At 72.7% G+C, this 25,843-nt stretch carries 23 protein-coding genes, 1 pseudogene and 1 riboswitch; of the genes and pseudogenes, 10 read left to right on the top strand and 14 right to left on the bottom strand.

Going from position 1 to position 25,843, the window contains the following annotated elements:
- Nucleotides 1-221: 221 nt before the first annotated feature.
- The 6 genes from ACZ4VT_RS31410 to ACZ4VT_RS31385 form a co-directional block, all read right to left on the bottom strand.
- Nucleotides 222-779, bottom strand: a complete 558-nt coding sequence (locus tag ACZ4VT_RS31410) for a YceI family protein (RefSeq protein WP_467954809.1) — start codon at nucleotides 777-779, stop codon at nucleotides 222-224.
- Nucleotides 780-1,095: 316 nt separating this feature from the next.
- Entirely contained in the window at nucleotides 1,096-1,767 is a 672-nt protein-coding gene (locus tag ACZ4VT_RS31405; RefSeq protein ID WP_467954807.1) for an RlpA-like double-psi beta-barrel domain-containing protein, read from the bottom strand.
- 350 nt (nucleotides 1,768-2,117) lie between these two features.
- On the bottom strand, nucleotides 2,118-4,631 hold the full coding sequence (locus ACZ4VT_RS31400; protein ID WP_467954805.1) for an ATP-binding SpoIIE family protein phosphatase: 2,514 nt from the start codon (nucleotides 4,629-4,631) through the stop codon (nucleotides 2,118-2,120).
- Nucleotides 4,632-4,804: 173 nt separating this feature from the next.
- Entirely contained in the window at nucleotides 4,805-5,185 is a 381-nt protein-coding gene (locus ACZ4VT_RS31395; protein WP_467954803.1) for a calcium-binding protein, read from the bottom strand.
- Nucleotides 5,186-5,488: 303 nt separating this feature from the next.
- The gene (locus ACZ4VT_RS31390; RefSeq protein WP_467954801.1) at nucleotides 5,489-6,349 is read right to left on the bottom strand and encodes an NmrA family NAD(P)-binding protein; all 861 of its coding nucleotides are present in this window, start codon (nucleotides 6,347-6,349) and stop codon (nucleotides 5,489-5,491) included.
- The gene (locus ACZ4VT_RS31385) at nucleotides 6,346-6,774 is read right to left on the bottom strand and encodes a nuclear transport factor 2 family protein (RefSeq protein ID WP_467954799.1); all 429 of its coding nucleotides are present in this window, start codon (nucleotides 6,772-6,774) and stop codon (nucleotides 6,346-6,348) included. The genes ACZ4VT_RS31390 and ACZ4VT_RS31385 overlap by 4 nt, the downstream gene beginning before the upstream one ends.
- Before the next feature lie 93 nt (nucleotides 6,775-6,867).
- Here ACZ4VT_RS31385 and ACZ4VT_RS31380 point away from each other — a divergent pair, with 93 nt between their 5' ends.
- A complete protein-coding gene (locus tag ACZ4VT_RS31380) occupies nucleotides 6,868-7,479 on the top strand; it encodes a TetR/AcrR family transcriptional regulator (protein ID WP_467954797.1) in 612 nt (203 codons plus the stop codon).
- Between the two features lie 103 nt (nucleotides 7,480-7,582).
- On the opposite strand, the gene ACZ4VT_RS31375 is transcribed toward ACZ4VT_RS31380, so the two are convergent.
- Complete coding sequence (locus tag ACZ4VT_RS31375; protein ID WP_467954795.1) at nucleotides 7,583-7,981, bottom strand: hypothetical protein; 399 nt, start codon at nucleotides 7,979-7,981, stop codon at nucleotides 7,583-7,585.
- 40 nt (nucleotides 7,982-8,021) lie between these two features.
- Complete coding sequence (locus tag ACZ4VT_RS31370; protein ID WP_467954793.1) at nucleotides 8,022-8,474, bottom strand: Ohr family peroxiredoxin; 453 nt, start codon at nucleotides 8,472-8,474, stop codon at nucleotides 8,022-8,024.
- A gap of 75 nt (nucleotides 8,475-8,549) precedes the next feature.
- Nucleotides 8,550-8,613: riboswitch (guanidine-III (ykkC-III) riboswitch) on the bottom strand.
- 122 nt (nucleotides 8,614-8,735) lie between these two features.
- On the opposite strand from ACZ4VT_RS31370, the gene ACZ4VT_RS31365 reads away from it, so the two are divergent.
- A complete protein-coding gene (locus ACZ4VT_RS31365) occupies nucleotides 8,736-9,434 on the top strand; it encodes a DJ-1/PfpI family protein (protein WP_467954791.1) in 699 nt (232 codons plus the stop codon).
- Between the two features lie 580 nt (nucleotides 9,435-10,014).
- Nucleotides 10,015-10,287, top strand: a complete 273-nt coding sequence (locus ACZ4VT_RS31360; protein WP_467954789.1) for a hypothetical protein — start codon at nucleotides 10,015-10,017, stop codon at nucleotides 10,285-10,287.
- 47 nt (nucleotides 10,288-10,334) lie between these two features.
- On the opposite strand, the gene xdhC is transcribed toward ACZ4VT_RS31360, so the two are convergent.
- The 3 genes from xdhC to ACZ4VT_RS31345 are packed head-to-tail and all read right to left on the bottom strand — an operon-like array spanning nucleotide 10,335 to nucleotide 15,035.
- Nucleotides 10,335-11,144: a xanthine dehydrogenase accessory protein XdhC gene (gene xdhC, locus ACZ4VT_RS31355; RefSeq protein ID WP_467954865.1), complete on the bottom strand. Its 810-nt coding sequence runs from the start codon at nucleotides 11,142-11,144 to the stop codon at nucleotides 10,335-10,337.
- Between the two features lies 1 nt (nucleotide 11,145).
- Nucleotides 11,146-13,545, bottom strand: a complete 2,400-nt coding sequence (gene xdhB, locus ACZ4VT_RS31350) for a xanthine dehydrogenase molybdopterin binding subunit (protein WP_467954787.1) — start codon at nucleotides 13,543-13,545, stop codon at nucleotides 11,146-11,148.
- The gene (locus ACZ4VT_RS31345) at nucleotides 13,542-15,035 is read right to left on the bottom strand and encodes a xanthine dehydrogenase small subunit (protein WP_467954864.1); all 1,494 of its coding nucleotides are present in this window, start codon (nucleotides 15,033-15,035) and stop codon (nucleotides 13,542-13,544) included. Before ACZ4VT_RS31345 ends, xdhB begins: the two co-directional genes overlap by 4 nt.
- Nucleotides 15,036-15,524: 489 nt before the next feature.
- On the opposite strand from ACZ4VT_RS31345, the pseudogene ACZ4VT_RS31340 reads away from it, so the two are divergent.
- Nucleotides 15,525-17,996: pseudogene (locus ACZ4VT_RS31340) on the top strand (SpoIIE family protein phosphatase); the annotation flags it as partial.
- Between the two features lie 282 nt (nucleotides 17,997-18,278).
- Here the strand turns inward: ACZ4VT_RS31340 and ACZ4VT_RS31335 are convergent.
- Nucleotides 18,279-19,397: a nucleotide disphospho-sugar-binding domain-containing protein gene (locus tag ACZ4VT_RS31335; RefSeq protein WP_362798373.1), complete on the bottom strand. Its 1,119-nt coding sequence runs from the start codon at nucleotides 19,395-19,397 to the stop codon at nucleotides 18,279-18,281.
- 187 nt (nucleotides 19,398-19,584) lie between these two features.
- Here ACZ4VT_RS31335 and ACZ4VT_RS31330 point away from each other — a divergent pair, with 187 nt between their 5' ends.
- From ACZ4VT_RS31330 to ACZ4VT_RS31320, 3 genes are read left to right on the top strand one after another with little or no spacing between them, the layout of a single operon-like run.
- Nucleotides 19,585-20,283 (top strand): VanZ family protein, encoded by a 699-nt coding sequence (locus tag ACZ4VT_RS31330; RefSeq protein ID WP_362798375.1) that lies wholly within the window; start codon nucleotides 19,585-19,587, stop codon nucleotides 20,281-20,283.
- A 9-nt stretch (nucleotides 20,284-20,292) separates the two neighbouring features.
- Nucleotides 20,293-20,988, top strand: a complete 696-nt coding sequence (locus tag ACZ4VT_RS31325) for a response regulator transcription factor (RefSeq protein WP_467954784.1) — start codon at nucleotides 20,293-20,295, stop codon at nucleotides 20,986-20,988.
- Nucleotides 20,981-22,084, top strand: a complete 1,104-nt coding sequence (locus ACZ4VT_RS31320) for a sensor histidine kinase (RefSeq protein WP_467954782.1) — start codon at nucleotides 20,981-20,983, stop codon at nucleotides 22,082-22,084. Before ACZ4VT_RS31325 ends, ACZ4VT_RS31320 begins: the two co-directional genes overlap by 8 nt.
- Nucleotides 22,085-22,155: 71 nt before the next feature.
- Here the strand turns inward: ACZ4VT_RS31320 and ACZ4VT_RS31315 are convergent, their stop codons facing one another.
- Together ACZ4VT_RS31315 and ACZ4VT_RS31310 are read right to left on the bottom strand one after the other, a co-directional pair.
- The gene (locus ACZ4VT_RS31315; protein WP_467954780.1) at nucleotides 22,156-23,301 is read right to left on the bottom strand and encodes an RNA polymerase sigma factor; all 1,146 of its coding nucleotides are present in this window, start codon (nucleotides 23,299-23,301) and stop codon (nucleotides 22,156-22,158) included.
- Complete coding sequence (locus ACZ4VT_RS31310) at nucleotides 23,301-23,717, bottom strand: YciI family protein (protein WP_467954778.1); 417 nt, start codon at nucleotides 23,715-23,717, stop codon at nucleotides 23,301-23,303. Before ACZ4VT_RS31310 ends, ACZ4VT_RS31315 begins: the two co-directional genes overlap by 1 nt.
- 133 nt (nucleotides 23,718-23,850) lie before the next feature.
- On the opposite strand from ACZ4VT_RS31310, the gene ACZ4VT_RS31305 reads away from it, so the two are divergent.
- The 3 genes from ACZ4VT_RS31305 to ACZ4VT_RS31295 all read left to right on the top strand — a co-directional run bounded on the left by ACZ4VT_RS31305 (nucleotide 23,851) and on the right by ACZ4VT_RS31295 (nucleotide 25,818).
- Entirely contained in the window at nucleotides 23,851-24,624 is a 774-nt protein-coding gene (locus ACZ4VT_RS31305; protein WP_467954776.1) for an alpha/beta fold hydrolase, read from the top strand.
- A gap of 101 nt (nucleotides 24,625-24,725) precedes the next feature.
- Complete coding sequence (locus ACZ4VT_RS31300; RefSeq protein WP_467954774.1) at nucleotides 24,726-25,205, top strand: hypothetical protein; 480 nt, start codon at nucleotides 24,726-24,728, stop codon at nucleotides 25,203-25,205.
- A gap of 40 nt (nucleotides 25,206-25,245) precedes the next feature.
- Nucleotides 25,246-25,818 carry a YceI family protein gene (locus tag ACZ4VT_RS31295; protein ID WP_467954772.1) on the top strand — a complete coding sequence of 191 codons (573 nt, stop codon included), beginning with the start codon at nucleotides 25,246-25,248 and terminating at the stop codon, nucleotides 25,816-25,818.
- Nucleotides 25,819-25,843 lie beyond the last annotated feature (25 nt).

Raw genomic sequence — 25,843 nt, 5'->3', positions numbered from 1 at the left:
GGCGCCGCCGCTCAGCAGGCCGGCCCGCAGGCGAAGCCGAACGGATCCCAGGGCCGGGCCGACGGACGAGGAACTGACCCGCCGGGCGCAGGCCCGTGAGACGGGAGCCCTCGGGCTGCTGCCGGCCCGCCATCAGGCGTCGATGCGCGCGGTGGCACTGAGCCTGCTCGGAGACCGCCTCGGCCAGCCGGTTGCCCAGGGGCCGCCTCGGACTTACTCGTCTAGCCCTGCTTGATCGCGGAGATGTCGAACTCCAGGACGACCTTGTCGCCGACCAGGACGCCGCCGCCTTCCAGGGCCGCGTTCCAGGTCACGCCGTACTCCTTGCGGGAGATGCTCACCGATCCCTCCAGGCCGACGCGCCGGTTCCCGTAGGGGTCGACCGCCGTGCCCGTGTACTCGAAGTCGATGCTGACCGGGCGGGTGGTGTCCTTGATGGTCAGGTCGCCGGTGACGCGGTACTCGGCGTCGGAGCGCGGCTCGACCGAGGTGGTGCGGAAGGTGATGTCGGGGAAGGTGGGAGCGTCCAGGAAGTCGTTCGTGCGCAGGTGCTGGTCGCGCTGCTCGACGCCGGTGTCGATGCTCTCGGCCTTGATCACCAGCTGGGCGGTCGAGCGGGCCGGGTCGGCGCCGTCCAGGTGGGCAGTGCCGTCGAACTGGTGGAACGCGCCGCGGACCTTGGTCACCATGGCGTGGCGGGCGATGAAGCCGATCCGGGTGTGGGCGGGGTCGAGGACGTAGTCCCCGGTGAGATCGGCGAGGGCGGGGGACGTGGTCAAGGGTGCCTCCGTAGGGCCTGGATCCCGGCGGCGGTCCGCCCGGATCGTCTCCCGGGCCACGCTAGGGCGTGATCGGTTCGAGGCTCGGCCTGACGCACGGGGCGGCGGCACAGTGCACCCTGCCGATCGATCCCGCGGCGAGCCGGCCGAGAGTCGGCCGAGAGCCGGGGCTGCGCGGCGCCCCGTAGCGCGGCGGGGTCAGGAGGGTGTGACGCTCCGCGAGATCCCCCGGACGGCCGGAGCCGGGCATCCTGTCCACCGAGGGGCCCCGGCTCGTCACCGGGGCCCACATGCCGTACGCGGCGGCTCTGGCTGCTCAGCCCACGCGCTCGACGCGTGCGCGGCGGATGAGGTTCTTGCCCGGCTCGCGCACCTTGTCGAAGGCTGCGTTGTTGAGGAGGACGCAGCTTCCTGAGGGGCCGTTGACCGTGACTGTCGTGGCTTGGCCGTTGTCGAGGTTGGTCACCTTCAGCTTCGTTCCCACCGGGAACGTCCCGCTGGTCGCCGCCGGCGGGCCCGCCTCGCCCGACAGCGTCACCGTCGACCCCGGACACACCACCTCACCCGTGGCCGGCGGCGCCTGGCCACCCGCCGCGCCTGTCGTGCCCGCCGCACCCGTCGCGCCCGTCTGGCCTGCGGTCGGCGTGCCGCCGCCACCCACGCGCTCGACGCGTGCGCGGCGGATGAGGTTCTTGCCCGGCTCGCGCACCTTGTCGAAGGCTGCGTTGTTGAGGAGGACGCAGCTTCCTGAGGGGCCGTTGACCGTGACTGTCGTGGCTTGGCCGTTGTCGAGGTTGGTCACCTTCAGCTTCGTTCCCACCGGGAAGGTTCCGCTGGTCGCCGCCGGCGGGCCGGCCTCGCCCGACAGCGTCACCGTCGACCCCGGACACACGACGTCGGGAACGGAGGCGTTGCCGGTCGCCACCGTGGCGATGACGCCTCCGGTCACCAGGGTTCCCGTGGTGACAGAGAGCACGAGCTTCTTCATGGCACTCATAGTCCGTTTGCGGGACATGGACACTCCTCGATCCGATGGACGCTGTCTCCCCCGTCCTGCATACGCCCGCCGCCACACGCCAGTTCATTCCTTGTCGCGGCATGACAAATCCAGCGGTGGGGAGGTCCCGGGGTGCTGTGCGGGGGCACGCCGCGGTCGCTCGAGGCTCACGGAGTACGTGCAAAGGCGCAGGTGGACGCCGTCCCACTGAGGGTGATCGACGCGTACAGCGCTCAGGTCGACCCTCTTGACCGACACGGAGACGTGGGGAGCGAAGGCAGCCTTAAGGTCCGGTTGATTCCCCCTTAATGCTCCGCCGGGCCTCTGCGCATTCCCGTCGATCAGGCGAGCGGAAGGTTCTGTTCGGACCAGACGGTCTTGCCGCCCCTGGTGTAGCGGCTGCCCCAGCGGTGCGAGAGCTGGGCGACGATGTACAGGCCGCGGCCGCCTTCCTCGGAGTTCCTCGCACGCCGCATCCTCGGCTGCGTGTTGCTGGCGTCCGAGACCTCGCACGTCAGGGTGTCCGCCCGGATCAGGCGGAGGCGGACCGGGCCGCCGGCGTGACGAATGGCGTTGGTGACCAGCTCGCTGACGATGAGCTCCGTGCTGAAGGCCAGCTCGTCGAGGTCCCAGGCGGTCAACTGGTCCAGGACGAGATGGCGTGCGTCGCCGACGATCGCCGGGTCGGCTTCGAGCCACCAGGTCGCGAGGGAGCCGGGATCCACCACCCGGGTACGGGCCAACAGGAGGGTGACGTCGTCCCGCAGCCTGCCCGGCGGCAGCCCTTCCACGATGTCGTGCCGGGCCTGACGCAGCGGCCGGCCCAGTACGTCCGCGCGCAGCAGCCGCTCCGCCAGGTCGTCCATGCCCTGGTCGATGTCCCCCTCGCCGCGTTCGATCAGGCCGTCGCTGTACAGGGCGAGCACGCTCCCCGGCGGCAGTTCGCGTTCGACCGGCTCGAAGGGCCAACCGCCGACCCCCAGGGGCGGGCCGGGGCTCAGCTCGACGTACTCCACCGTTCCGTCCGGGCTGACCACGGCCGGCGGCGGGTGCCCGGCGCTCGCCATGACGCACGTCCGGGTGACCGGGTCGTAGACGGCGTACAGGCAGGTGGCCCCGGCCGGTCCGCTGGGCACCGGTATGCCCGCGTCGCCGTCCTCCGGGTCGTCGCTCTCGGCCTCGGCGGCGACCTGGAGCACCATGTCGTCCACGTGCGCCAGCAGTTCCTCGGGTTCCAGTTCCAGGTCCGCCATCGCGCGTACGGCGCTGCGCAGGCGGCCCATCATGGCCGTGGCGTGCAGCCCGTGACCGGAGACGTCCCCGACCACCAGGGCGACCCGGGCCGACGACAGGGGGATCACGTCGAACCAGTCGCCCCCCACGCCGCTGTCCGCGTCGGCGGGCAGATAGAGACCGGCGGCCTCCAGCGCGGGCCTCTCCGAGGTGGCGGGCGGCAGGAGGCTGCGCTGGAGGCCCACAGCGGTGCGGCGTTCCTTGGTGTAGCGCCGCGCGTTGTCGACCGCGACGGCCGCACGGGCGGCGATCTCCTCCAGAAGTGCCAGATCGTCGTCGTCCGGCGGGGGAGAGTCCCCCGTGCGCCAGAGCGTGAGCCTGCCGAACCTGATGCCCCGTGCGCACAGCGGCGCCGTCATCGCCGCATGCGCACCCGGGACGGTCGTCGCCCACTCCGGGGCCGCGTCGTCCCCGGGCCCGGTGGGCGGGGTTCCGAGGCCGGTGATCAGCTCTCCCCGGCACCCCCGCCCCTCGGGCGGACTCGTTTCGCGCCCGCCCGCCTCGGTCGCGTTCGGGTGGGGAACGGCCGCGGCCAGAGGAACCGGAAACTGGGCCGTCCCCGTACGCAGCGCCGCCGATTGCGCTCCGGCGACGGCCAGCCGGATCAGGGGCAGCGTGAGCCGCCCGTCCGCGGGTGGTTCACCTCCGGTCAGAACGGTCTCCGCGAGATCCACCGCGGCGCAGTCGCCCAACGCGGGCGTCAGAACCTTGACCAGGTCCTCCACGGTGCGCAGGACGGAAAGCGAACCGCCCAGCGCCCCGGTCGCCCGGTACAGCAGGTCCAGGCGCCCCCGCGACCGCTCGTGGTCGGTGACGTCGGTGAACACCGTCGCCACACCCATCGGATGTCCGTCGGGTTCCTGCAGCCGGAACGCCTGGATGGTCACGACCCGGCCGCCTCTCGGGTCGTCCAAGGTGCGCACGGTCGTATTGAGACCGATCAGGGGGACCCCGCTGCGCATGACCTCCCGCAGCCGGTCGTCGATGATCCGCGCGTCCTCCGCCCACAGGAAGTCGGCCAGGCGCCGGCCGGACAGGTCGACCGGCACGCCGGTGTACGGCAACAGGTGCGAGTTCGTCCGCAGCAGGCGCAGGTCCGCGTCGAAGACGGCCAGACCCACGCGGCCCTGCAGGAACAGTTCCTGCGTGAAGGCGTGGTCCTGCCGCCAGCGGGCGACCAGCTCCAGCGGCGCGCCGAGTACGAGGCAGCGGGCCGTGCCCTCGCGTGCGCCGTCGTTCAGCGGGATGACGCGGAAGCCGATCTCCAGCTCACGTCCCGAGCCGTGCCGCAGCGTGGCCCGGCCTTCCCAGCCCGCCGGGCCTTCCCGGCCCTCCAAGCCCTCCCGCTTTTTCTGCCCGCTCTGGGCGAGAACGGCTTCCCAGCTGCCCGCGTCGGCCAGGAGGTCCCGTGCCGGCCGGCCGCACACGTCCGCGGACCGGCGGTCCAGGAGGGCTTCGGCCGCCGGTGTCCAGGCGAGGACCGTCCCGGAGTCGTCCAGCAGTGCCGCGGCCGCGCTCGTGGCAGCGAAGGGATAGTCCTGGTTGTTCTCGGTGGCGCGCATGCGTGCCCATCTCGTCCGCCGGTCCCACTGCCCTCATGCTGATCGATGTCCGGAACGGGAGCCAGAGGCGTTGCGCCATCCGGTTCCGCTTCAGGCGTCGGTCACAGTGTCTCGCGAGGGTGCCCCGGGCGGGAAGGCCGGCGCCGCGGACGCCGGTCCCGCCCGGCGCAGACCTACGGGCAGCTGATGCGGGCGTCGCCCGGGTCGGTCGTGCAGGTGTCGGTGCCGAGGCCGCCGTTCGCCGTGTCGTTGCCGGTGACGGCGTCGACCGTGTTGAGCCGGTCGTTGCCGTAGTTCCTCAGCAGGGTGTCGTTCCCGGCGCCGCCGGCCAGCGTGTCGTCGCCGTGGCCGCCGTCGATGTCGTCGTTGCCCGCACCGCCGTGGACGGTGTCGTTGCCGTAGCTCGGGCGGATCGTGTCATTGCCGCCGAGACCGCAGATCACGTCGGTGCAGTAGCCGCCGTTCAGCGTGTCCGCGCCGCTGGTGCCGATGATCGTGCAGCCGCGGGCGTTGTTCACGGTGGTGTTCGCCGTGGCACTGTCGTTGCCGGGCACGGGGTCGGGCTCCGCCGCGTCCGCCGTGGCCGTGTCGGAGAGGGTGCCGGTGCTGCGGGGCGCCGGACTCGCACCGCCGGAGACGGTGGTTCCACCCGGCCGCCGTACACGACATGCGCGGCCTGGTCGGCGGTGATGCCGAGCTGCCTCGGACGTGGCCCGCCGGTGGACGCCGCGTGGGCGTCGGAGATCTGGGTCAGGGGGTGGGCGGTGGTCTCCGCGACGCGCAGCTCGCCGGAGGCGACGAGGCCGTCCGGGGCACCGTCAACGACTCCTGCCCGGCATGGCGGCGACCCGGCACGCTCATCCGCGCGGAACGGGCCCGGCACGCAGTTCCCGTGCGGCGACCACGCGGAACGGGTTCGGCGGGCGGCCGGTGAGGCGCTCGACGGTGTCGGTGGTGCGGTCCTCGGCCCCCTCGGCGATGGCGCGGTCCATCGCGGCCAGCATCGCGGCGAACTCCGGGGGTATCACCGCGGCCAGACGGTCGCGCATGTCCTCGTAGGCCAAGCGGTGGTGGACCACGGGGTGGCCGGTGACCTGGGTGACGATCGCGGCGATGTCGTCGTGGCTGAGTGCCTCCGGGCCGGTCAGGACCAGGTCGGTGTTGGGCGCCCGGTCGTCCGTCAGGGCGCGTACGGCGACGGCGGCGATGTCGTCGGCGTCGACGAAGCCGACCCGGCCGGCCCCGGCCGCCGTCCGGATGAGCCCTTCGGCGCGGATGCTGTCGGCGTGCGCGTGCGTGCCCGTGAAGTTCTGCATGAACCAGGAAGGCCGCAGGACCGCCCACTGCTCGAACAGGCCGGGCAGGGCCTGGTGCACCGCCCCGACCGCGGGCCCGCCGGCGGGGATGGCCGAGGAGCTGAGGAGGACGGCGCGGCGCACGCCGGCGGCGCGGGCCTCGCGGAGGAAGGGCATCATCACCGCGGCCGGGTCCGGGTCGCCGATGGGCGGGACGAGGTAGGCACGGTCGACCCCGTCGAGGGCGTCGCCGAAGGTGGTGGCGTCGTACCAGTCGAAGCGGACCGGGTCCGCTCCGGGGAGCGGGGTGGCTCGACGGCCCGCGGCCCGGACGCGGTGGCCGGCGGCGATCAGCTGCGCGGCGGTCCGGCCGCCGGTGGTGCCGGTGGCGCCGGTGACCAGAGCGGTTCCGGTGGGGTTCATCGGGCGCCGCTCCCCGTGAAGTCCATCCCGGGCGCCTGGACGGCGAGGGGGTTCCAGTAGTCGCGGTAGGAGGTGAAGCGTCCGTCGCGGACGGTCACGACGGCGATGTACGTCATGTCGAAGGGGCTGTCCGTCGCGACGAGCCGGCCCACACCGCGCATCTCGACCACGATGGTCCCGGCCTCGGTGCTCTCGTGGACCCGAACGTCCGGGAAGTCGTGCAGGTCGATGTGGTCGGGGTAGTCGCGCATGTAGGCGGCGATGGCTTCCCGGCCGTCCAGCCGTTCGGGCCATCCCGCGGGAGCGAAGGGGAACTCCATCACGCCCTCGTCGGCCCACAGGCCGACCCAGCCGGGAATGTCCTTGGCCAGGAGCAGGCGCAGGCTGTGGCGGTACAGATCCGCCGGTGCGGTGGATGTGGGCATGGGGGTACTCCGTCCCGTACGATGCGGACCAGTGGTCCGCTTCTTCGGCGAACGATACGGACCGCCGGTCCGCATCGCAACCGGAGGATCCCCATGACCGAGCAGCGCAGTCCGCGCAAGGACGCGGCCCGCAACCGGGCAGCCGTCTTCGCCGCCGCCGACGACCTCTTCGCCCACTGCCGGAGCCCCGAGGACGTGACGATGGCCGATATCGCGGCAGCGGCCGGCGTCGGCAAGGGAACGCTCTTCCGGGCCTTCGGCGACCGCACCGGGCTGATCGGCGCGCTGTACGAGGCACGGCTCGAACCGGTCAGGAGCGCCGTTGAGGACGGTCCGCCACCGCTGGGGCCCACGACCCCGCCGCTCCGGCGCGTACCCGCCCTGCTGGACGCCGTCCTGTGCTTCAAGCTCGACAACCGCCACCTCGCGCTGGCCCTGGAGGGAACCGGCGCGGACAGTCCCTACCGGACGGCGCACTACGAGCGGTGGCACGCCCTGCTCCGGGACCTGCTGGAGCAGATCCCGGGCCCGGCCGACACCGGCTTCACCGCCCACGCCCTGCTCGCCGCCACCCGGGCCGACCTCGTCGCCTACCTGGCCGGAGACAAGGGGGTGCCCCGCGAGGAACTGCGCGAGCAGCTGGCGGAGTTCACCGCCGGGATCCTCGACACCCGCTCGCGACGGGGCTCGTCCGGCGCACCGTGAGGCCCACGCTCCGTGAGGCCCACGCTCCGTGACGCCGTGCACGTGACGCCGTGCACGTGACGCCGTGCACGTCCGGCGGCCGGGCGCGGCGCCCTTCGCGACGTCACAGCAGCCAGTACGTGCCCGTAAGGGAGTCGACGTGCACCACGTGCGGGCCGACGCGCACCACGTGGTGGTCCGGTCCGGACCAGGAGCCGGTGACACCCTCGGCGCCGGGCAGCGGGGTCCAGACCTCCAGGAAGGTGCCGCCGTCCGGATTGGTGCCCCATTCGACGAGGTTCGCACCCTCCCGCCGGAAGGTGCCCGTGTCCTCGCCCGGCTCGCCCCTGAGGTGGCGGAAGCGCACCCGCGAGCCGTCGAAGGACGTCGTACCGGCGAAGCCCCGGCTGTCGGCGTAGTAGGGCCCGGCCTGGAGCCACACCACTTCGCGGTCCTCGATCAGGGGGCCGCCGTCGCGGCTGATGCCGCGCCGCAGCCAGGCGCCGTACTCGGGCACCGGCACGCCGGGTCCACCCGGGACGGGCGCCGCCGCCGGCCCGGGCTCAGGCACGGTCGTCGTCGGCGGGGTCGTCCACGGCCAGCAGCGTCAGCGGTACGTTGCCGCGTACGGCCTGCGCGTAGGGGCAGACCGCGTCCGCGCGGTGCAGCAGGGGCTGGAGGTCCGCCGCGCGCCACCCCGGCAGGCTGACCGTGAGGGCCACCGCGAGGCCGTAGCCGGCGGGCGTGTCCGTGGTGCCGAGCTGCACTTCGCAGGCCACGCGCGCGGCGGTGGCGTCCGCCCCGAACTCGGCGGCGACCTCGGCGAGCGCGGAGGTGAAGCAGGCGGCGAAACCGGCCGCGAACAGCTGCTCCGGATTGGTGGTCCCGGGCACCTTCTTGCGCGGCGGGGCGAGGCGGACGTCCAGGCGCCCGTCGTCCGTGCGGACGGATCCGGTACGGCCTCCCGCGGCATGCGCGGTCGTCCGGTACAGGCTGCTGGTGAGTGGCACGGTCATGGCGTTCGGCCCATCCTGCTCGACGAGGACGCTGCCCGGGTGCGGACAGCGTAAGGCGCTGCTCGTGCAGCACCTCGCGCGTCGTCGTGCGTGACCGGGTACGGCGCATCTCGTCCGGGGCCTTGGATCCGGCCGCCGGACAATCTAGCAACGCGCGCGGTCGGCCGGCGCCCCGCCTGCGGTGAAGTTCCTCACCCGCCGCCGGCCGCGTCGCGACCCGGGGGCGCGGGCCGGTGCCGGCTGCGGTACGCCCCGGGAGGCATGCCCTCGAAGGTCGCGCTCGCTGACCCCCGGCTCACGGACCTCGGGTTCTCCTGGCTGTCGCCCTGGCTGATGACCCGCCGTGCCGAACTGGCCGCCTACCGGCGCCTCACCGAGGACCCCCATTTCCGCGCCCCCTCCTCGTACGCGGAGTACGCGGAGTACGCGGCGTCCGCGGACGTGGACCCGGCCGCCATCACGGGCCTCTTCGTACCCGGCGGCCACGCCGCGGGCATGCGGACGCTGCTCGAGGACGCCACCGCCCAGCAGCTGTTCGCCCGGCTCTTCACCCAGGGGCTGCCGGTGGGAGCCGTCTGCCACGGCGTGCTGCTCGCGGCCCGGGCCAAGGATCCCGCCACCGGGCGCTCGGTCCTCCACGGCCGGCGGACGACGGCGCTGACGTCCCTGCTGGAGCTGACCGGATGGAACCTCACCCGGCTCTGGCTGGGGCGCTACTACCGCACGTACCCCACCACCGTGCAGCAGGAGGTCACCGCGGCGCTCGCCGACCCGCGCCACTTCCTCGCCGGCCCGCCGCTGCCTTTGCGCGACACCGCAGCCCGGCCCGGACGCGGCTTCACCGTCAAGGACGGCAACTACGTCTCCGCGCGGTGGCCCGGCGACTGCCACCGCCTGGCGGCGGACTACCTGGCCCTGGTCCGCGCCCATGCGGCGGGAGCGGTGCACCGGGCGGGCTGAGCCCCGCCCCCGGATCGCGCGGGCCGGCGGCCGAAGACCATCTCCGCAGTGTCCTGAACGCTTCGTGAAAGGGACGGGTATGGATCGACGAAGCGTCTTCGGACGAAGCCGGTACGTCTTGATCGGCCTGGTCCTCGCGATGGTCACCCTGGTCCTCGGCCGGCGCCGGGTACGGCATCGGCACCGACATGAACGGCTTCGCCTGGCTGCCCGGCCCCCGGGCCGCGGCCGCACACCCCGTCCGCACACCCCGTCCGCTACCCCTTCCGCAGCCCCGACGGCGGCTCGGTCCTCGACAGGCAAGTCACCGGCCGGCGCGTCTGGGACGTCAACACGGACGGCGGCGGCACCCACTACGGCCTCGTACCGGACTGGATCGAGGACATCCGGGTCACCGGCGGCCAGGACGTGGTGGACGAGCTCATGCAGGGCGCCGAGGGCTACCTGCGCACGTGGGAGCGGGCCCGCGGTCACTCCGGCCCCTACGCACCCCTGGTCCGGCGGCTACCGCCCCCACGCCGGGCACCTGGCCTCCTCACGCCCCCTGCCCGCCGGCTTCACCCACGAGGCGGTCTGGAACGTGCTGCGCGACCCCGCGCCCGGCACGGTCCGGCTCTACGAGTGCAAGGTGGCGGACCACTCGCTCCTCACCCCCGACCCGGGGTGCGAGGGCCACCAGCCCCTCGGCCCGGTCGGATACGTGCACACGAAGCCGCTGTCGGGCTCGGTGCCGCTCTACCGGTGCTACATACCGTCCGTCTTCGACCACTTCGTCTCCAACAGGGCGGACTGCGAGAGGCCGTACGTGAAGGAGGGCCTGCTCGGCCACGCCATGGCCGTGAGCGGTCCGTAGCGGCGGACGCAGGGGTGCCCCCGGCACGTGCGGTCCGGGGGCACCCCTCAGGACCGGGCGCCTTCGAAGGTCCGGAGCAGGTCCGCCGCCACGCTCAACGCGATCGTGGCCGGTTCCTTCCCGGCGATCCCGGGGATCCCGATCGGGGTCTTGATCCGGTCGATGGCGGCGGTCTCGTGGCCGCCCTCGGTGGCCAGGCGCCGGCGGAACCTCGCCCATTTGGCGGCCGAGCCGATCAGCCCGATCGAGCCGAGACCGGCGGTGCGCAAGGCGGCGTCGCAGAGCGCGGCGTCCTCGGCGTGATCATGGGTCATGATCAGTACGTGCGTGCCGGGCGGCAGCTCCCCGAGCACCTCCTCCGGAAGCAGCGGGGTGTGGTGCACGTGGATCTGCGCCACCGCGTCCGCGAGCACGCCGAGCCGTTCGCCGGAGAGCATGTCGGGGCGGCTGTCGATCAGGTGCAGATCGAGGTGGTGACGGGCGAGGATGCGTGCCAGCTCCAGTCCGACGTGCCCGACGCCGAAGACCGCCACCGCCTGGACCACCGGCAGCGGCTCCAGCAGAACGGTGACGGCACCGCCGCAGCACTGCACGCCGTGGGGGCCGGTGACCTTGTCGTTGAGGGCGAACTCCATGAGCTCCGGCTCCGGACGGGCCGCGCCGTTCAGCTCGCGCGCCCGGTCGATGGCGACGGCCTCGATGTTGCCGCCGCCGATCGACCCCCAGGTCTCGGTCCGTCCCACGAGGAGCTTGGCCCCGGCCCGGCGGGGCGCGTGGCCGCGCACGGTCGCGACGGTCACGAGCACGCCGGGTTCCCGGCGTTCCCGCAACCGCGCGACCGCGGCCACCCACGTCATGTCAGGCATGACTCAAGGCGCTTGCCTCGGCAGGGGTCTCGCCGGCGCCGGGAGCGTGACCGTCGTGCCGCGAACCGCCCGCGCGGACCGCTTCGATCGCCCAGTACACCGCCTCCGGAGTCGCGGGGGAGGCGAGTTCCACGCTGACTCCCGCGGGCCCGAATGCCCCGGCCGCCTGCCGCAGGGCTTCCCGCACCGAGAACGCCAGCATCAGCGGAGGCTCACCCACCGCCTTGGACCCGTAGACCGCGCCCTCCTCGGTGGCGTTCTCCAGCAGCCTGACGTGGAACTCCTCGGGCATCTCCGAGAAGCTCGGCAGCTTGTAGGTGCTCGCCGCCTGGGTCAGCAGCCGGCCGCGGTTCGGGCCGTCTCCGGCGTCCCACCGCAGGTCCTCCAGGGTCAGCCAGCCCGCGCCCTGCACGAAGCCGCCCTCGACCTGACCGATGTCGATCATCGGGGAGAGGCTGTCGCCGACGTCGTGCACGATGTCCACCCGCCGGATCCGGTACGCGCCGGTGAAGCCGTCCACCTCCACCTCGGTCGCGGCGGCGCCGTAGGAGAAGTACTTGAACGGGGAGCCTTGAAAGGCCTTCGCGTCCCAGTGCAGGCCCTCGGTCCGGTAGAAGCCGGCCGCCGACAACTGGACCCGCTGGAAGTACGCGGTGCGCACCAGCTCGTCCCAGGCCAGCTCCTTGTCGCTGCCGAGGACGCGCGCGACGCCCTCGACGATGCGCACGTCCGAGGCGTTCGCACCCAGCTGGGTGCCGGCCACCCGCAACAGCCGCTCGCGGATCTGCTCGCAGGCGTTCTTCACCGCCGCGCCGTTGAGGTCCGCCCCGGCACTGGCCGCGGTGGCGGAGGTGTTGGGCACCTTGTCCGTGCGCGTCGGGGCCAGCCGCACCTTGTGCAGCGGGATGCCCAGCGTGGTCGCGGCCACCTGCAGCATCTTGGTGTGCAGGCCCTGCCCCATCTCGGTGCCGCCGTGGTTGATCAGGACCGAGCCGTCCTTGTAGACCAGCACCAGCGCGCCGGCCTGGTTGAAGGCGGTGAGGTTGAAGGAGATGCCGAACTTGATCCCGGTGAGCGCGAGCGCCCGCTTGGTGTGCGGGTGCGCGGCGTTGAAGGCCGCGATCTCCTGCCTGCGCTCGGCGAGGGCGGCGTCCTCCCGGACCTGCCGCCATACGGTGGAGATCCGTTCGGGGTGCAGGACCGGCTGTCCGTACGGCGTCGCCTGGCCCTGCCGGTAGAAGTTGCGTTCGCGCAGCTCCATCGGATCCAGGCCGAGCAGCGGAGCGCACCGGCCCATGATGTCCTCGATCACCAGCATGCCCTGCGGTCCGCCGAAGCCGCGGAAGGCGGTGTTGGAGACCTTGTTGGTCCTCGCGATGCGGCCGGTGACGCGCGCGTGCGGGATCCAGTAGGTGTTGTCGATGTGACACAGCGCGCGGGCCACCACGGGCTCGGACAGGTCCAGGCTCCAGCCGCCGTCCGCGGTCAGGGTGGCGTCCAGGGCCTGGATGCGGCCCTCGGCGTCGAAGCCGATCTTCCACGTGGCGTGGAACCCGTGGCGCTTGCCCGACATGGTCAGGTCCTGGGTCCGGTTGAGCCGCACCCGGACCGGCCGGCCGGTCAGCCTGGCGCCGAGAGCGGCGATGGCCGCGAACCCGTGCGGCTGCATCTCCTTGCCGCCGAAACCGCCGCCCATCCGCAGGCACTGCACGGTCACCTCGTGGCTGTGCAGGCCGAGGACGTGCGCGACGATCTCCTGCGTCTCCGAGGGATGCTGGGTGCTGCTCTGGACGAACATCTGCCCGTTCTCGTCGACGAGGGCCAGCGCCGCGTGCGTCTCGAGATAGAAGTGTTCCTGATCGGAGAACTGGAACTCGCCGGTGAACACGTGCGCGGAGTCGGCGAAGCCGGCGTCGACGTCACCGGTCACCATCACCGGCCGGGCGCCGTGGAAACTGTCCGCCGCGATCGCTTCCCGCAGCGTGATCACGGAGGGCTGTTCGTCGAGTTCCACCTCGACGGCCGCCGCACCGAGCCGGGCCGCCTCCAGGGTCTCGCCGAGCACCCAGGCGACGGCGTGGCCGTGGAACATGACCTCGTCGGGGAAGAGCGGTTCGTCGTGCTTCATTCCGGCGTCGTTGACACCGGGTACGTCGGCCCCCGTCAGCACGCGGACCACACCGGGCACGGCGAGCGCGCGCCCGGTGCGCAGCGCGGTGATCCTGCCGTGGGCCTTCATGACCTGCACCGGGTAGGCGTGCAGGACGTCCTTGGTGCGGTGGACCAGGTCGTCGGTGTACAGCGCGGCGCCGGTGACGTGCAGGGTGGCGCTCTCGTGTGGCATCGACAGCCCGACGACAGGCTTTTCGGGACGCTGGGACAACTGGCTCATGACGACACCGCCTCGGTGGTTCGCGCGTACAGCTTCAACAGGCTCTGGCCGAGCATCGCCGAGCGGTAGCCGGCGCTGGCGCGGTGATCGTCCATCGGCGTGCCCTCGTTCCGCAGCACGCGGGCCGCGGCCTCGGCGGTCGCCGCCGTCCACGGTTCGCCCTCCAGGGCCGCCTCGGCGGCGAGGGCGCGGATCGGGGTGGCGGCCACGCCGCCCAGGCCGATGCGTGCCTTGCGTACGGTCCCGTCCTCGATGTCGAGCGCGAAGGCGACCGCCACGCTGGAGATGTCGTCGAAGCGCCGTTTGGCGATCTTGTGGAAGGCCGTGACCGGCGACAGCGGCAGCGGGACGCGCACCGCGCGGATCAGCTCGCCGGGGCGGCGCACGCTCTGCCGGTAGCCGGTGAAGTAGTCGCGGAGGGGGACCTCGCGTTCACCGTCGACGCCGGCGAGCACCACCGACGCCTCCAGCGCGAGCAGGACCGGCGGGCTGTCACCGATGGGGGAGCCGGTACCGAGGTTGCCGCCGAGGGTGGCACTGTTGCGGATGAGCCGGGACGCGAACTGGGGGAACAGCTCCGCCAGCAGGGGGACGCTGCCGTCGAGGCGGCGTTCGATCTCCGTGAGCGTCTGCGCCGCCCCGATCTCGATGTGGCCGGACTCGACGCGCAGTTCCCGCAGTTCGGGCAGCCGGTCGACCGCGACCACACAACCGGCGCGGCGGGAACGGATGTTCACCTCCACGCCCCAGTCGGTGCTGCCGGCGACGACCACCGCGTCGGGCCGCTCGCGCAGGAGCCGCAGCGCGTCCGACAGGGTGGCCGGCCGCAGGAACGTGCTGTCGTCCCGGGTGTACGCGGTCGCGACGGGTGCGGGCGGGGACTGCTCGCGGCGCCGCGCCAGGGGGTCGTTCTCGGCGGGCGCGCCGACGGCGAACGCGGCATCGCGGATGGGGCGGTAGCCGGTGCAGCGGCACAGGTTCCCGCTCAGTGCGTGCAGATCGAAACCGTTCGGACCGTGCTCGGAGTCGGAGTCGGAGCCGGAGTCGGTGGCGTCGGCCGCCTCTGCCTCCGCCTTCGGGTGCGCGCAGCGGTCGGGCCGGTAGTACTCGGAGGCCATGCTGCAGATGAACCCCGGTGTGCAGTAACCGCATTGGGAGCCGCCGCGGACTGCCATCTCCTCCTGTACGGGGTGCAGCCCGGCCGGCTCGCCGGACGCGCCGGCGGCGGCGAGGCCTTCGGAGGTGATGACCTCCTGGCCGTCGAGCGCCGCGACAGGGACCAGGCAGGCGTTGACCGCCACCCAGTCCGTGGGCTTGTTGACCCCGGGACGGGCCACCAGGACCGAGCAGGCGCCGCACTCACCCTCGGCGCAGCCCTCCTTGGTGCCGGTGAGGCCGCGCTCGCGCAGGAAATCCAGCACCGTGGTGTGGGGTGCGGCCGGTGAGATCGGTGCTTCGTTCCCGTTGACCGTGATAATCGCCATGTACAGGAGCTTTCTCTCTTCGTGGTCGCAGCCCGGCATACCGCAGCGCGACACATCGGCACACAACGAAGTGCCGTAAGTGATGACAGAGATGAGAAGGTGCCGGGGCCGCGATCGGGCACGCCGGTGAGGGGGCTGTTCAGCAGCCGTGTGCCACGCGACCCGGAGCCCAGGCGATCTGGTGTGCGGAGCGAGGCAGTTCGGAGATGGTCGACATCCGGCTTCGCTCCTTCCAGCGGCTCGTGGGCGGGTGCGGTCGAAGTTACGTTGCCGCAGGTTGATCGGTCAAGCCGCTGTGGGTGGATTCCACGAGGGCCGGCCTCCCCGTGTGGCGGGTCTTCGTACGCGCAACCAGTTGTGTCCCCATCGAACCCGATGCATCCTTCCCGTCACGCTCGCTTCACGCAGCGTAGCGGCGTCCGGCCCTCCGGACCGCGTTCCGACTCGCCCGAACCGTCCCGTGCGGGACAGCATGGAGGGAGAGGGCGTGCCGCGGGATGCCCTCGGCAGGAGGCGACACGGACGGTGACCAGACATCGCTTTGCGTTCTGCGGGGCCGAGCTCGCCGCTGTCTACGTGGTCGCCGACCAGCACAGGGAACTCCATCTGGCCGAGCTGACCGGAAACCGCGGGGTCCTCTACGGACTGCCCGCGATCCTCGCCGTGGCCGGTCATTCGCCCGCCGCCAACGCCTTCCGCTCCGGCCGCCCCCTGTGGCTGACGCCCAAGGAACTCGCCGCGTTCGTCGAGGACGACCCCCACCACTTCCCCACCCGGGTCGGGAACGGCGCCCCCCAGTCGCCGGCCACGATCTCGCTGGGCGCGCTGCCGCTCGGACACGGCGACCAGGAGCTCGGGTGCCTGGTCGTCGCCGGCGAGGTGGGGGACGGCTTCAGCGCCGACGACCGCAGCCTCCTGGAGCTCTACGCCGATCAGGTGGCCGCCGGACTCGAATCGGTCGCCGCTCGGTTCGCCGGGCGCAAGGCCCCGCAGGCGCATCTGGGCCAGTCGCTGGTGCCCGACCAGGGCGGCGCGTTCATCCTGGATCTGGGCACCGGCCGCATGGAGGCCCACGCGCACGTGCTCGAACTGCTCGGTCTGCCCCCCGACCAGTTCGACGGGCAGGTGGAGACCCTGCTCGCCTGCGCCGTTCCCGACGACATGCCCGCACTGATGGCGATCGTGGAGCCGGACCGGCTGGCCGCCGCGGCCGGACAGCAGCTGGCCTTCCGGATCCGCCGCCCGAACGGCGAGCTGCGCTGGCTCGGGCTGCGCTGCCGGGTGGAGGTGGACTCCGCCGGCACCCCCCGGCGCGTGCTGGGCGTGGTGGCCGACGCCACCTATCTGCGCCCCAGCGCCGACGAGGTCTCCGTCGTGCAGCGATTGTCGGCCACGCTGGCCGGGGCGGCGACCATCCGCGAGGTCAGCCGCCTGGTGGTCGCCGCCCTGCGCGAGCCGCTCGGCGCCTGCCGGGTCGCGGTCGGCGAACTGGAGCTCGAACGGCTCCGGGTCACCGCCCTCGACCCTCCCGAGCCCGACGCCTGGCCCGGGATGTGGCGCGCGGAATGGCGGTCCGAGTGGCCCGACGTATCGCTCAGCGACCTGCCCACCCTGCAGAGCGCGCTGCGCGGCGGACACATGAGCCTGTGGCCGCCGGGCGCGGACCTCGAACCCGGTCTCCTGGGCGTCGGGCCCGGCGGTCTCGCGGTGCTGCCGCTGCCCGCCGAAGGCCGGATGATCGGCGTGTGCCTGGTGGGGTGGGCCACGGAGCACCGGTTCGGACCCGAGGAGCGGTCCCTGCTGACCGCGACCGCGGGGCTGGTGGGGCAGGCGCTGGTCCGCGCCCACGCACTGGACGCGGGGCACGAACTCGCCACCATGCTCCAGCGCAGCCTGCTGCCCCGTAAGCTCCCGGAGCTGCCGGGCGGGGTCGCGGTCGCCCGCTACCTGCCCGCGACGGCCGGGCTCGAGGTCGGCGGCGACTGGTACGACGTCATTCCGCTCGGCGACGGTCATGTGGCGTTCGTCATCGGAGACGTACAGGGGCACAGCGCGGGAGCCGCCACCATCATGGGCCAGATGCGGACGGCGGTCAGGGCCTACGCGGTGGAGGGCCACCCGCCCGACGTGGTGGTCGCGCGGGCCAACCGGCTGCTCGTCGGCATGGAGACCGACCTGTTCGCCACCTGCGGGTACGTGGACCTGGACATGGAGGAGGGCATCGCCCGCGTCGTACGGGCCGGCCACCTGCCGCCGATCCTGCGCCACCCCGACGGCGTCACCGAGGAAATGGTGGTCGAAGGAGGGCCGCCCCTCGGCGTGCTGGAGGAGGCCGAATTCCCCATGACCGAGATCGGGTTGCTCCCCGGGACCCTGCTCATCCTGCTGACGGACGGGCTGGTCGAGTCCGCCAGGCTGCACGTGGAGGAGGGCATGCGACGGGTGTGCGACGTGGCCGCCGAGGCCGACCCGGTCGATGTCGGAGGGCTGGCCGACGAGTTGGTCATGCGCGTGGGCCGCCGCGACGACGACGTGGCGTTGCTCCTGCTGCGCTACGACGGCACACGGGGCCGGCCGAAGCGGAGCCACTGGACGGTGTGGCGGCTGCCCAAGGCGGTCCTGCACGCGCGCCGCTTCACCGCGCGCACCCTGCGGTCCTGGGGAGTGGTGGAGGAACTCGACACGGCTCTGCTGATCGTGTCCGAGCTGGTCACCAACGCCATCGCGCACACCCAGGGCGAGGTGGGGATGGATCTGACCCTCTCGACGGACCGGCTGCGGATCTCCGTGAACGACGCGTCGCCGCGCAGCCCCGTCAAACCGGTGTCGGTGAGCTGGGAGGCGACCGGCGGTCGCGGGCTGCTCATCGTCGAGGCGACGGCGATGTCCTGGGGCTCGGTGCCCCTCAGCGGCGGCAAGCAGGTGTGGGCCGAGATCCCCTGGCGGCGCGCGGACCCGTCTCAGTGAGCCCGTTGTCCCGGGGCTGTGTGCGGGCGAGGCGACGATGACCTCGGAGGTGGGGCCGTCGGCGACGATGTCGCCCTCGGCCATGACCACGACGCGGTCGGCGGCCCGGGCGACGGACTCCACGTGGTGGGTGGAGATCACCACGGCCCGGCCCTCGGCGTGCGCTGGGGCCTGATCCCCCGGGTGCGTGGCCCGTACGGGGGCCACGCATCCGGCCCCAGCCGGCCGGAACCGGCCGGTGGCGTACGAGCCGTCGCCCGCCCGCGCCCCTGAGGGGCGGCGCTACCGGAGGGCCTCGAAGGAGGCGACCAGGTCGGTGGGGGAGGGGAGCGCGGATATCTCGGCCTGGGTGGTGGCGGCGGCCTTGCGGAGGTCGTCGTCGGTGAGCAGCCGGCCGAGCAGGTCGGCGTCCACGCTGTCGCCGCTCGCGCGCAGGGCGAAGCCCAGGCCCGTCGCGGCGTCGACGTTGATGAAGTGGTCGGCGCCCTGCGGGAGGATCAGCTGGGGGACGCCCCGGGCGGCAGCGGTGAGCATGGTGCCGGAGCCGCCGTGGTGCACGACCGCGTCGGCGGTGTCCAGCAGCTGGGCCAGCGGCACCCACGGCAGGGGGCGGACATTGTCGGGGAGGGTGCCGAGCGGGCTCAGGTCGGTGTCGCCCACGGCGAGCAGGAACTCGGCGTCGACGGAGGCGGCTTCGGCGATCACCCGGCTGACCGGGTCGACGCCCGCGAAGGCCGTCACGACCGTACCGAGGGTGACGGCGATCCGGGGCCGGGAGCCCCGGGCCACGAGATCGCCGGGCACCGTGCCGCCGCCGTTGTACGGCACGTAGCGGACGCGCAGGCCGGTTCCGTCCCCGCCGAGTGAGGCGGGTACGACATCGAGGACGGTATGGGTCGCCGGGCCTTCGAGCTCACGGGCCCGGTACTCGTCCGCCAGGACGCCGGCGAGCCGGCCGACCATGTCGAAGCCGGACATCACACCGAAGTTGTGCACCACGGCGGGTATGCCGAGGGCCGCCGAGACCAGGGGTGCGGCGGCCTGGAAGGCGGCGTGGACGATGAGGTCCGGCTGCCAGGCGGTGGCGACCGCGAACAGGCCGTCGATGGTGACCCGGCTGTGCTCCGCGAAACCGGCCGCTGCCTGCCGCTGCATGTCCTCCTCGCTCTTGCCGTCCGTGACGAACTGCGGCTCGGTGTTGTCCGAGGCGCGCCGGAAGGCCTCCATCAGCGTCGAGCCGTCGCCGATCTCGACGGTGGGGATGCCGGTCTGCCGCAGCTGGTCGAGCGGGGCCGAACCGGCGAACAGCACCTGGTGCCCGGCGGCCTGGAGCGCCTGGGCGGTGGGCACCATCGGGAACAGGTGGCCTGCGGCAGCGGGGCCGGTGAACAGTACGCGCACGGCGTTACTCCTTGGGTGGAGCTCCTTGATTCTTCTTCCAGATCGTCGAACGTGTGTGCCGCAGCGTCTGTTTCCGCTGGCATGGGCGAGTTTCAGCCGATTCTGATCCTCGCGGACCCGGCGCATATCGTGGACGTATCGAAAACCGCATACGCCCCCGCAACGGCCCTCCGTCTCCAATGAGGGCATGAACCACACCGCATCCCTGTCGGCGCCGTCCCGCCGCACGCGCAGGACCGTGCTCCTCGGCCTGGCGCTCCTCGCCGTGGCGAGCGCGCTGTTCGTCGTACGGCGGCCGCTCATGATGTCCGCTCCGACGTGCATGGCCGGGCGGTGGCACGGCTGCTTCGACACGTTCAACGGTGTGGTGCTGATGACGCTGGTCGGGCTGCCGCCGGCGGTGCTGGTGGCATGGGCGCTGACCCGCCGCCGGCGCGCCGCCGGCCTCGCGTCGCCGTGGCGGATGTCGCTGGCCGAGGTGGGCATGGTCCACGGGACGGTGCCGTTCGTATGGATGACCATGATGCCGGGCTCCGGGGCCGGCATCGTGCCGGGCCGGGTCAGCCTCGTACCGCTGCGGGACCTGGTCACGATGGGGGCGCTCGGGACCGTCGGCAACCTGCTGGTCTTCGCGGCGCTGGGGTTCTTCGCCCCGATGCGGTTCGCGGCACTGGCGTCCGTGCCGCGGATCCTGGCGCTCGGGGCGGGCTGCTCGGTCCTGGTCGAGACCGCTCAGTACGTCCTGCGGCTGGACCGGGTGTCCTCCGTGGACGACGTCCTGGTCAACGCCGCCGGCGCCGTGCTGGCCGGGCTGGCGTCGCGCCGCTGGTGGCGCACGCCCTCGCGCACGCCTGCGCGGACGTCGGCGACCTGTCCTGTTGCTTAGGGTTCGGACATGCGCGTACTGATCGTGGAGGACGAGCCCTACCTGGCGGAAGCGATCCGTGACGGTCTGCGGCTGGAGGCGATCGCCGCCGACATCGCCGGCGACGGCGACTCGGCCCTGGAACTGCTCGGCGTCAACTCCTACGACCTCGCGGTCCTCGACCGCGACATCCCCGGCCCCTCCGGCGACGAGGTCGCCCGGCGGATCGTCGCCTCCGGCAGCGGCATTCCGATCCTGATGCTCACCGCCGCCGACCGGATCGACGACAAGGCTTCCGGCTTCGAGCTCGGCGCCGACGACTACCTCACCAAACCGTTCGAGCTGCGCGAGCTCGTCCTGCGGCTGCGGGCGCTCGACCGCAGGCGCGGGCACGCCCGGCCCCCGGTCCGCGAGATCGCCGGCCTGCGGCTCGACCCCTTCCGCCGGGAGGTCTTCCGCGACGGGCGCTACGTCGCGCTCACCCGCAAACAGTTCGCCGTGCTGGAAGTCCTCGTCGCCGCCGAGGGCGGGGTCGTCAGCGCCGAAGAGCTGCTGGAACGGGCCTGGGACGAGAACGTCGACCCGCTCACCAACGCCGTGCGCATCACCGTCTCCGCCCTGCGCAAACGGCTCGGCGAACCGTGGATCATCGCCACCGTGCCCGGCGTCGGCTATCGCATCGACACCCGACCGGAGGCCGGACACGAGGGAGCGGACCGTGGATAGGGCGCGCGGGCTGAGCGTTCGCTCCAAGCTCACCCTCAGCTACGCCGGATTCCTCATGCTCGCCGGCGTCCTGCTGCTCGCCGCGGTGTGGGTCTTCCTCCTGCGCTACGTCCCCGACCGCGCGCTCATCGTCCCCGGCTCCACCGGCAACCCCACCCACGGCGTCTTTCCCGTCCGGTCCAACCTCCTGCGCGTGTTCGCCCCGAGGGCAGCGGCGGTACTGGTCCTCCTGCTGGTGCTCGGCCTCGTGGGAGGGTGGCTCCTCGCCGGCCGGATGCTCGCACCACTGACACAGATCACGCACGCGGCACGCATGGCCGGGAACGGGTCGCTGTCCCACCGGATCCGCATCACGGGCCGCCAGGACGAGTTCCGTGAACTGTCCGACGCGTTCGACCTGATGCTCGAACAACTCGAGTCCCACGTCGCCGAGCAGCGGCGGTTCGCCGCGAACGCCTCCCACGAACTGCGCACCCCACTGGCGATCTCGCGGACCCTCATCGACGTCGCCCGCAAGGACCCCACACGGGACCGGGGCGAACTCATCGAACGCCTGCACGCCGTCAATGCGCGGGCGATCGACCTCACCGAGGCCCTCCTGCTGCTCAGCCGCGGCGACCGCGGAAACTTCCGCCGTGAGGGCGTGGACCTCTCCCTCATCGCCGAGGAAGCCGCCGAAACGCTGCTTCCCCTCGCCGAAGAGCGCCGGATCACGCTCGACGTCACCGGCGGGGCGGCCCGGACCAGCGGCTCCGCGGAACTCCTGCTGCGGATGGCGACGAACCTCGTCCAGAACGCCATCGTCCACAACCTCCCCGCCGGCGGCACCGTGACCGTCCACACCGAGGCGCACGGCGACACGAGCGTGCTGCGGGTCGAGAACACGGGCCGTCCGCTCCCACCGGAACTGGTGCCGACCCTCATCGAGCCCTTCCGGCGCGGAACGGAACGCGTACGCACCGACGAGCACGCCGGCGTCGGTCTCGGCCTGGCCATCGTGCACAGCATCGTCCGCGCCCACGGCGGGACCCTCGACCTGGTCCCCCGTCCCGCCGGCGGTCTCCTCGTCACGGTCCGGCTCCCCGGCGCGCCGTAGGCATCGTCGCGCGGTTGCCGTCGCCCGCGAAAGCCGCGACGAACAGCCTGAGTTCGCGGCAGCTCGGGAAGTCAGGGGCGGCGGCGGGTGTTGAGGCGGGCGGCCTGGCGGGTGAGGTGATCGCGCTCGGCGGTGTTGGGGGCCTTGTGGGCCGCCTCGGCGTACAGGCGTGCTGCCGTCGCCAGGTCGCCGTCGCGCTCGTGGAGGTACGCCGCCACCGCCGTGTGGCGGGGCAGCGCCTCGTCCAGCTCCGCGAGCGCCGCCAGGCCCGCGCGCGGTCCGTCGGCCTCGCCCACGGCCACCGCGCGGTTGAGCCGGACCACCGGGCTGTCGGTCAGGCGCGCGAGCTCGTCGTACCACTCGACGATCTGCACCCAGTCGGTCTCCTCGGCGCTGCGCGCGTCGGCGTGGAGTGCCGCGACGGCGGCCTGGGCCTGGAACTCGCCCAGCCGGTCGCGGGCGAGGGCCGCCTGCAGGATCACGACCCCCTCGGCGATCGAGGCGGTGTCCCACCGGCCCCGGTCCTGCTCGGCGAGCGGCACCAGACTGCCGTCGGGCGCGGTCCGGGCGGCGCGCCGTGCGTGGTGGAGCAGCATGAGGGCGAGCAGCCCCGCCACCTCGGGGTGGTCGACCGAGGCCGCGAGCTGCCGGGTGAGCCGGATGGCCTCGGCGACGAGGTCGACATCGCCCGAGTACCCCTCGTTGAAGACCAGGTAGAGCACGCGCAGCACGGTGGCGACGTCGCCGGGCTGGTCGAACCGCACGCCCGAGACGGTGCGCTTGGCCCGGCTGATGCGCTGCGCCATGGTCGCCTCGGGCACCAGGTACGCCTGCGCGATCTGGCGGGTGGTCAGCCCGCCCACGGCGCGCAGGGTGAGCGCGACCGCGGACGACGGCGTCAGCGACGGGTGGGCGCACAGGAAGTAGAGCTGGAGCGTGTCGTCCACCTCGGGCGCGGGGCCGGGCGCCGGCTCCTCGTCGACGAGGTCCTCGCGGCGGCGCCGGGCGGTGTCCGCCCGGGTCGCGTCGAGGAACCGGCGCCACGCGACGGTGACCAGCCAGCCCTTGGGGTCCCGCGGCTGGTCGGCCGGCCAGACGCGCAGCGCCTCGACCAGCGCGTCCTGTACGGCGTCCTCGGCCGCCGCGAATTCGGCTCCGCGGCGGACGAGGATCCCGAGCACGCTCGGGGTGAGGCTCCTGAGCAGGACCTCGTCCATCAGTGGCAGGACTCCGTGATGGTGGGGGGCGCGGCCAGGAACGGGCGCAGCTCCAGCCACTCGTGGATCGGCTCCCCGCCCGCCCCGGGGGCGGCCGACAGCTCCCCGGCCAGCTCGACGGCGCGCTCGTAACTGTCGACGTCGATCACCATCCAGCCGGCGATGAGGTCCTTGGTCTCGGCGAACGGGCCGTCGGTGACCGGCGGCCGGCCCTCGCCGTCGTACCGGACCCACGCCCCCTCGGGGGCGAGCGCCTGACCGTCGACGAACTCGCCGCTCTCTTCGAGCCGGGTCGCGAAGTCACGCATGTACCGCACGTGCGCCGTGATCTCCTCCGGCGTCCACTTGTCCATGGGGACGTCGTTGCGGGCAGCCGGGGCGCCGCGGTAGTGCTTGAGCAGCAGGTACTTGGCCATCGTGATTCTCCTCGGTGCTGTGCGACCCATTGTGGTCGCCTTCACCCCTGGGACGGAGCCGGTCACGGGTTCTCGACATCCCCGCCCGAAGTTATTTCCGGCTTTCCCGGCCCCGCGCGTCTAGCATGCCGAAATGGAGATCAGCGTGGGCCGGGTGCCGGTCCACTACGTGCAGCACGGGACCGGCCGGCCCGTGCTGGTGCTCCACGGCGCCGGAGTCGACCACCGCGAGACCGAGGCCTGCTTCGAGCCGGGTTTCGAGGGCGCCGCGGGGCTCCGGCGGATCTATCCCGACCTCCCCGGAATGGGCCGGACGGCCGCCCCCGGAACGCTGCGCGGCGCCGACGACGTGCTCGACGCGCTGCTCGCCTTCGCCGACGAGGTCACGGACGGGGCCGCGTACCTCCTCGCCGCTCACTCGGCGGGCGCGTACTACGCGCAGGCGATGGCGGCGAGGCGCCCGGCGCGGGTCGCCGGTCTGGCGCTCGTCTGCCCGTTGGTGCCGGGACTGCACGACGTACCGGAGCACCGCGCCGTCGTCGGATCGGGGGAGCTCGGTGACGACGTCTTCCGGAGCTACTTCGTGATCCAGACCCCGGAGATGCTCGAACGGTACGAGCGGTACGTGGCCCCGGCCGCCGCGCTCGTCGACGAGGCGGCACTGGAGCGCATCGGCGAACGGTGGGCCCTCACCCCCGATCGCGCGCCGGCCTATGCGGGGCCGACGCTGGTCGTGGCGGGGCGGCTGGATTCCACGGTCGGGTACGCCACCGCCGTCGACCTCCTCGACCACCACCCGCACGCCTCGCTCGCCGTGGTCGACGACGCGGGACACGCCCTGCCCCACGAGCAGCCGGACCTCCTGCGCGCCCTCCTCGCCGAGTGGCTCGTACGCGCCGAGCGCTGACCCGGTCCGCGGCCCCGCCCGGCCGGGCGCACCGACGCCCGGTTGACACGGTCCGAAGGGGTGGCAGGGTGGTAGGTGGGGTCATTCCCGGGAGGTTCCGCATGGCATTCGGTTGGGCAAGGGATTCCCTGGCGCGGCAACTTCCGCTCAGGCTCACGGCCGGCGCGTTCTTCCTGAGCTCCGGCCTCTCGAAGCTCGATGCGGACGAAGCCACCGCTGAGGGACTGCATCAGTTCGCGGCCGGCACCTACCCCTTCCTGGGTGAGCAGGACGCCCGGAAGTTCGTCCGGCTGCTCTCCGCCGGGGAGCTCGCCATCGCCACGGCGCTGCTCCTGCCTGTCGTCCCCGCCGCCGTCGCCGGGGCCGCGGTGACGGCCTTCTCCGTCGGCACCCTCGGGCTGTACCTGCGTACGCCGGGGATGCGGGAGGAGGGCAGCCTGCGCCCCACCGAGCAGGGAATCGCGCTGGCCAAGGACGTATGGCTGCTGGGCATGGGCGTGTCCCTCCTCGTCGACGGCGTCAACGGACACCGCTGTCACCGCTGTCACCACGGTCACCACGGTCACCGCTGTCACCGGTGACATCGATGACGGACCACGAGCACGTCGGCCAGGAGCGCGCATGGCGCTGACCAGGTGGTTCTTCGAGCCCGGTCATACCGCGGCCGAGTTCCGCGCCAGACACATGATGGTCACCCACGTGCGCGGGCAGCTCAAGAACGTGCAAGGCCTGCTGGAGTTCGATCCCGACAAGCCGGAGGAGGCGCGGATCGAGGCGACGGTCGACGCGACCCAGGTCTACACCGGGCAGCCGCAGCGCGACGCGCACCTGCGCAGTGCCGACTTCTTCGACGTCGAACACCACCCGACCTGGACGTTCGTCGGATCGCGCGTACACCAGGTGAGCGGCACCGAGTTCGAGGTCACCGGCGACCTCACCGTACGCGGCGTGACGCGCCCCGTGACCTTCGACGTCACCTACCTGGGACAGTGGGAGACCCCGTGGTGGGAGGAAGGACGGGACCTCGGGCCCCGGCGGCGCGCCGGTTTCACCGCCACGACGCGGCTCAACCGGCACGACTTCGGGGTGAGTTGGAACGACGTGGTCGACCACGGCGGGGTGGTCGTCAGCGCGACGGTCGATGTCGTGGTCGACGTCGAGGCCGTCCTCGGCCCCGGCGAACAGGCCGCCTGAGCACGAGCCGGCGCGGACCGCGCGC

Source organism: Streptomyces sp. NPDC029164 (genome assembly GCF_055563995.1).
Note: the sequence above shows the minus strand (reverse complement) of the source record. Positions and strands in the feature narration are given on the sequence as shown.